The organism is Leptonema illini DSM 21528 (assembly GCF_000243335.1).
Lineage (GTDB): Bacteria > Spirochaetota > Leptospiria > Leptospirales > Leptonemataceae > Leptonema > Leptonema illini.
This window is the reverse complement of the sequence record NZ_JH597773.1, coordinates 412,268-418,088: the sequence shown is the minus strand read 5'-3', so window position 1 is coordinate 418,088 and position 5,821 is coordinate 412,268. Positions and strand designations below refer to the sequence as shown.

Annotated in this window: 5 protein-coding genes; all 5 read left to right on the top strand. The window is 51.9% G+C overall.

Annotated elements, in window-relative coordinates; genetic code table 11:
* On the top strand, positions 1-363 hold a 363-nt coding region (locus tag LEPIL_RS01915; RefSeq protein ID WP_002769414.1), incomplete at its 5' end, for a hypothetical protein.
* An 82-nt stretch (positions 364-445) separates the two neighbouring features.
* A complete protein-coding gene (locus LEPIL_RS01910; protein ID WP_002769413.1) occupies positions 446-3,427 on the top strand; it encodes a Hint domain-containing protein in 2,982 nt (993 codons plus the stop codon).
* Complete coding sequence (locus LEPIL_RS01905; RefSeq protein ID WP_002769412.1) at positions 3,424-3,966, top strand: MORN repeat-containing protein; 543 nt, start codon at positions 3,424-3,426, stop codon at positions 3,964-3,966. Before LEPIL_RS01910 ends, LEPIL_RS01905 begins: the two co-directional genes overlap by 4 nt.
* Positions 3,967-4,627: 661 nt before the next feature.
* Positions 4,628-5,020, top strand: a complete 393-nt coding sequence (locus LEPIL_RS01895; RefSeq protein WP_002769410.1) for a hypothetical protein — start codon at positions 4,628-4,630, stop codon at positions 5,018-5,020.
* Between the two features lie 121 nt (positions 5,021-5,141).
* Positions 5,142-5,821, top strand: a 680-nt coding sequence (locus LEPIL_RS23640; RefSeq protein WP_002769409.1) for a hypothetical protein, incomplete at its 3' end; no start/stop codon positions are given.

Here is a 5,821-nt window from a genome sequence, read left to right as displayed (position 1 = left end):
AATACGTTTATCAAGCAGAGTAAACTCGTCTCAACGGCGGTCGGCATGGTAGAGGCGTATCAGTGGTATGACGGTAAGGCAGCCCTTGATGGGTTCCTCTCCTCTATTGGAGATGGCTATGGCGGAGCCTTGCTCCGTAACTCGAGCGGCGACATGATCGAGAAAAGCCGCGACGAGATCATGTCTGATCTACCGTCGTTCCTTGAAGCCGCCGATACGGTACAGGTAGAATCATTCTTCTCGGTCCAGAAGCTGATACTCCAGAAGGCCTTTGAGAAGATCATGGGGACGGGAACGACCTCAGAGCGGAAGAATTCTAAAGATAAAAAAGTCAATCGGCGACTTAGCATGGTGGATCGGTAAGCCGGCGGGATCGAGCGAGTTTGTCTCGCAGATCGGGCAGGCTGCTCCACATCTTGGAGCGGAAGAGCAGAAGAAACTCGGCATGGGAGAAAACGTAACAGGATTGGACGTCTTGAAGTATCTGGCTGATCCGGGTTTCGGTGAGTTAGGCGATGGCGGGAATCGTCCGAGTGGCATCTATCTTGGATTCTATAACAAGCTGGATCTTGTGAGCCGATATATCGACGGTAAGAACGCAGACAGAATGGAGCGCATCGCGGGATCAATTGATCCCCTCACGGCGACGATGAATCAGTTCAATCCGGTGACGATGCTTGCGACCTCGATACAGAATGTGCGAGTCGCCTCAGAGGTTTACGGTAAGGACGCGGGTTACATGTGGGAGGCGCAGTTGCTGCAGGCCTCTGTGATGCCTCTGCGGGTTGGCGGCTCGATTCTTGTAGCGGCGGGTACAGCAGCGCAGTTTGTTCCGGGACCGGGGACTGTCGTCGGTGGTATTATGATCGCCGTCGGCGCTGCACTGAGCGCTGCCGGCAACTCGATCCACGTTGATCCGAAAACGGGCAAACGCAGCTATCAGATGACGGATCAGGGGGCGATGAATACGCTGGTCGATGTGGTAGGTGGAGCGACTGGCGGCGCTGTAGCCGGCAATGCCGTTGCCGCAGGAAATGCCGCAGCGAGTCAGGGAGCCGTTGCCGCTGCAAACGCAGCTGCGGCAGCAACGAAGGCGGGCAGCGCTTATGCGATGGCGACTATGACCGGCCTGAATCTCGTGAATTCTGGAATGGAATATGACAGCGATGGTCGTTATACAGGCCACTGGAGCCTGTCAGGGGAGCGTGGGGATAATGCTCTTATCGGCACGGCCATAGCGTTTGCATCGGCAGGCACGGCAAGCGCTATGAAGTTACAGCAAGGAACTCTGGCAAGCGACTTGACTCGCTCGATTTTTTCCACGGGAATGCATATGACGGTGCAGTATGGTAAAATGTATGCCGGTCATGATAACAACTACGCTGCGATGGCGGAATCTGATTTCTCAGATCTGGGCAGCGTACTTGGCACGATGATGCAGTCTCAATCCCGAGACTGGCAGAACGATCTTGCTGATTGGGCAAAGGATGCCAACGATTTTAATAGGACGCAGCGTGTGCTCGACCTGATCACTGGAGCCGGCGTGTTCGGTCGTCGTGAGAATGGCGAACTCTTCTATGATGCGCCTGAGCAAGCCGCCGACACTGCCTGGGGCCGATTCTGGGAAGGCGGCATGAGCACTCTTGGCGGTTACGGAGCGCTGGCAGGCGTGATTGGCGAGGGACTGGGGGCGGTGTGGGATGGTCTGAAGTATGTCACGGGCTTCTCGGAGGGTGGATTCTGGGAGAAGGCTGGGAATTTCGTCACTGCTGATTCAAATGGCGAGCGGTGGAACTGGGAGACTGATGTTGATAGACAAATTCGTGAGGTTGGAGTATGCTTTACTGCGCAGACACCAGTAATAATAGGTGCAATTTCAAAGAGCATAGAAGAGATAGCTGTCGGTGATGAAGTGATGAGCTGGGATGAGTATAGCGGAGAAATTGGCCCAATTCGGGTGGCATCCGTGATTCGGAGAACTACTGATGAACTTTATGACGTCATCTACGAAGGGGGAAATATCATTGAAACAACGTGGAATCATCCGTTCTTCATTGAAGAGAGGGGATGGGTTAGGGCGCGCGATCTGAGAGTTGGGGATCGTTCTGTAACCTTGCATGGCCCGGGATTGAGAATTGAGTCAATCACTCGACGGTTCGTAGACGCTGAAGTATTCAATATTCACCTCGAGTCGAGGCACACTTATTTTGTTGGTAGTGCTGCGATTCTTGTTCACAACTATCTTGTTAAGTTTGGAACAGCAGAGACGGCTCGTCAGTGGAAAGCAAGGGTGCCCGAGGCCCTGTTCCGACAGATGATGAAAAGCCAGGATGCGCCGTTGCATGTAGACAGCATGCACGATGTGCAGGAGCTACAACCAGAACGCTTTGTTACGAAGGATGGAAAGGTTTACACGAGAACAGACAGCCCGGGCGAATTGCGCTATAACTGCAATGGTCGGGACGGAGTTGAGACGATTGCAATCGTGGGTAATGGAATGCAACTACAACAGATCAGCAAGCCTGCCGGGAATCAGAATAAACTTTTTGACAGCAATGGGCGCGAAATAACGGATCAAGGAGTATATAATCAGGTACTTGTGTCGCATTACAAGAACGTTGCCGATGTTATGAGGGAATCCGGTGCTAAGGAGCATCAAATCAGTGCTGTGATAGCACGGGGTCTAGCAAGCCATCTGGACGCAAAAGGTGGAGGGCGTGGCCTTACTTATGGAGCAAATAATCCAGTGCAGAAATACAACGTTAATGGCACGAGCATGAATGGGAGTTTTTTTGTCCCTGAGGCGGTCGTGGGAGCGGACGGCCAAGTGACCATTGTCGCCCGTTTTAATGGGAAAAATTTAGCGACGATTGATTGTTCTGCTTTTGTATCGCTTGCTCATTATGTAGCTCAAGGCAACACCAATGTGTCTTGGGCTGAAGCATGGACACATACGGGCGATGGTGTTGTTCCGCAATTCGGGGGATCATATACTGAATACGAGAAAGCCTTTAAGGAGAGATTTACCGGCACTAACCCAACGACCGGTGGTCCTTATATGAATGGTCCGAGTAATATGAGCTTTAATGGACGCGATTATGAATTCGTTCCCGATGCGGCCGCCAAGGGGCTTATCGAACCAGGTATGATGGTATTGTTGCCCGCTGGACCGAATAGCTATGGAACACCCAATCTTAGTGGCAATGGGGGTACATATATGTTGCATACTGCTCAAGTGGTCGAGTATAAGCCTGGAGAGCTGTTAGTACTGGCTGAGAGTAGATCAGGTTTTTTAGATGCTAATGGACCAGGCGTATATACTTATAATGCAAAGAATACAATAGGGACCGGCCCTTATGCGCGGCAGTATGATAACCCCATATTTCAGGCGTATATACGAACCGGTTTTTACTACAGGCCGAAATGATGTTCGATATAAAAAGAATGCTCCAGTTTTGCATGATAATAGGGATCGCTGCCTGTGCCCGACCATCAGAGCATGAGATTGATAAGGATGAAATCGAAGGGCAGGCGGTGGAGCCGCTTTGCTATTCTGATTCATTTCTGTTGAAGTGTTATCGGGGGGAATTTGCTGATGGTGTTTTTGAAGGCCACGGTGTTTTGGAGCTGTATGAGGGAAGTTCAAGAGTCTCCGTTTTTCGCGGAGACTTTGAAAAGGGCAAGCCCACAAAAGGAGTTTTGACGCTAAACTCCGGCAGGGTTTATGAAGGGCGCTGGATAAGTAGGGACATGTTTTGTTTTGCTGGTGATTGTTTAAAACCGCTCTGGGATGGAGTCGGTCACGGTAGTATAGTTTGGGTAGACGGTACGCATTATTCGTCTGTTTGGGGTTTTCATGATGTGTATGTAGGTCAGTTCCGATTTGGAAAGCCTGATGGAAGCGGGAAGCAGTATAACAGCGAAGGTAAATTAATTCGTGAGGGGAAGTGGACAGACGGGCGGTAACGATTTTGCCTCCTCCACGCTTGCGTGTAAAAATGAATGAAAGGCGTCCGAATATCCGAACATGCTTTCAAGGATGATTCGAGACATGAGAAAATAGGGTAAGCGGCAAGCAGGTCGGTGATCTGCGATCAGTTAACGGCTTTCCTGTGTTATCAGCAGAAACCGTAGACCTGATTTCTATTGATTTCCGGTCGGTTCGCTCTCGCCTGCTCGATTGAGCCGTTCATCGGGCATCTTTCCCACGAGAACGTCGTCGGGAGAAAGACCGTAGAGCTGTCCGTGAGGCCGACTGTTAAACTCAAGGTCTTTTCGAGAATACGGATAACGTGACCATAAAAATAAGGTTTCTGTGGGAAGAGATACTCGTATTTCATGGTCTTGTTTCCGGCCTCGGACATGTTATTAGAGAAGACCGCTTCGATCTGTGCGATAACTCTTTTTCGGTTAGGCACGACTCTCTGATAACGCCAGTAGATTCTCCAGACGAATCCCGCGCCAGGGATCGCCGCGGCGAAGAGGGGACCCGCTGACTGGCCTTTCTGTTGCTCCCTTTGCCTGCGTTTATAGCGGGGAGTTCCTCGCCGCAAGAGCCCGACGGTTGGAGGCATGAACGAATGCGGCAGGCATTGGTACTAACCGGGGCGCCCTGAGTCGTTAGTATGTGAATGACCCCGGCTTCGGTGAATTAGGCGACGGCGGGAATCGCCCGAGCGGCATCTATCTGGGCTTTTATAACAAGCTCGATCTTGTGAACCGATATATAGATGGCAAAGACGCCGGGCGCATGGAGCGCATGGCCGGATCGATTGATCCGCTTACGGCGACGGTGAATCAGTTTAACCCGGTGACGATGATCGCGACGGCCATGCAGAACGTAAGGGTTGCGTCAGAGGTATACGGAACAGGCGAGGGTTACATGTGGGAGGCGCAGTTGCTTGGGGCTTTCAAGGGAATGGCCAATGCCCTTGGCACAGCGGTTGCTGTTGCAACGAGCTGGAGCGTCGTCGGTGTCGCTGTAGGCGCCGCCATTATTGCGGCAGGGAACTCAATCTAGGTGGACACGAAGACCGGCAAGCGCGATGCGGTGATGAATGACCGTGCCGCTGTGGGAACGGCTATAGGAATTGCGTCTATACCTGACTTCCGGTGCGAATGTATCGGCGGCTGATCGATTGATGGCCGCCGCCATTAACACAAGTGCAAGTTCTATCGGTGCAGGCTTCTCATATAATGACCACGGTAACATCACCGGCTGGACTCTTTCTGGCTCGAACGGGGATGCCTTCTGGCAGAATATGGGAACAGGAGCGCTATCGGCGGGTATTTCAGAAGGAGTTATCAAAGGATTTGGTATCCAGAACGATTATGCAAAAGATATCATATCGAGCGTGAGCAGCACGGGAGTGAATACGTTCGCCGAATACTACAAGTATAATCAGGGTTACCAGAACAATTATGCGGCCATGGCGAATCCCGATATCGGCAATGCCAGTGCTTTCTGGAACCTTGCCGTCACGATGGGCGGTCGAGCGTCGAGGGACAACAGTGCCACAAACACGACTTCCGGCGACTGGAGCTGGGATAATGCGATGTCTGGATTTGCCGAGGGTTTTCTTGGTGAGTTTACAGGCTGGGTGGGGCTTGGTTCTGCTGGAATGAATCTTTTCCGTGATTTAGCAAATCAGACGGATCAGGGTTACCGGGCAGGAATGTCTGCTGCGGGACTCATGAGGAGGAAGGAGGAGGAGGCAGGCTGGGTAGACTACTATGGCGACGACGACACATTGGATGACAGGCCTCGGTCTTCTCTTTCTGACTTTGACCCGGAATATATGGCGCAGAAGCTGGCCGAAGC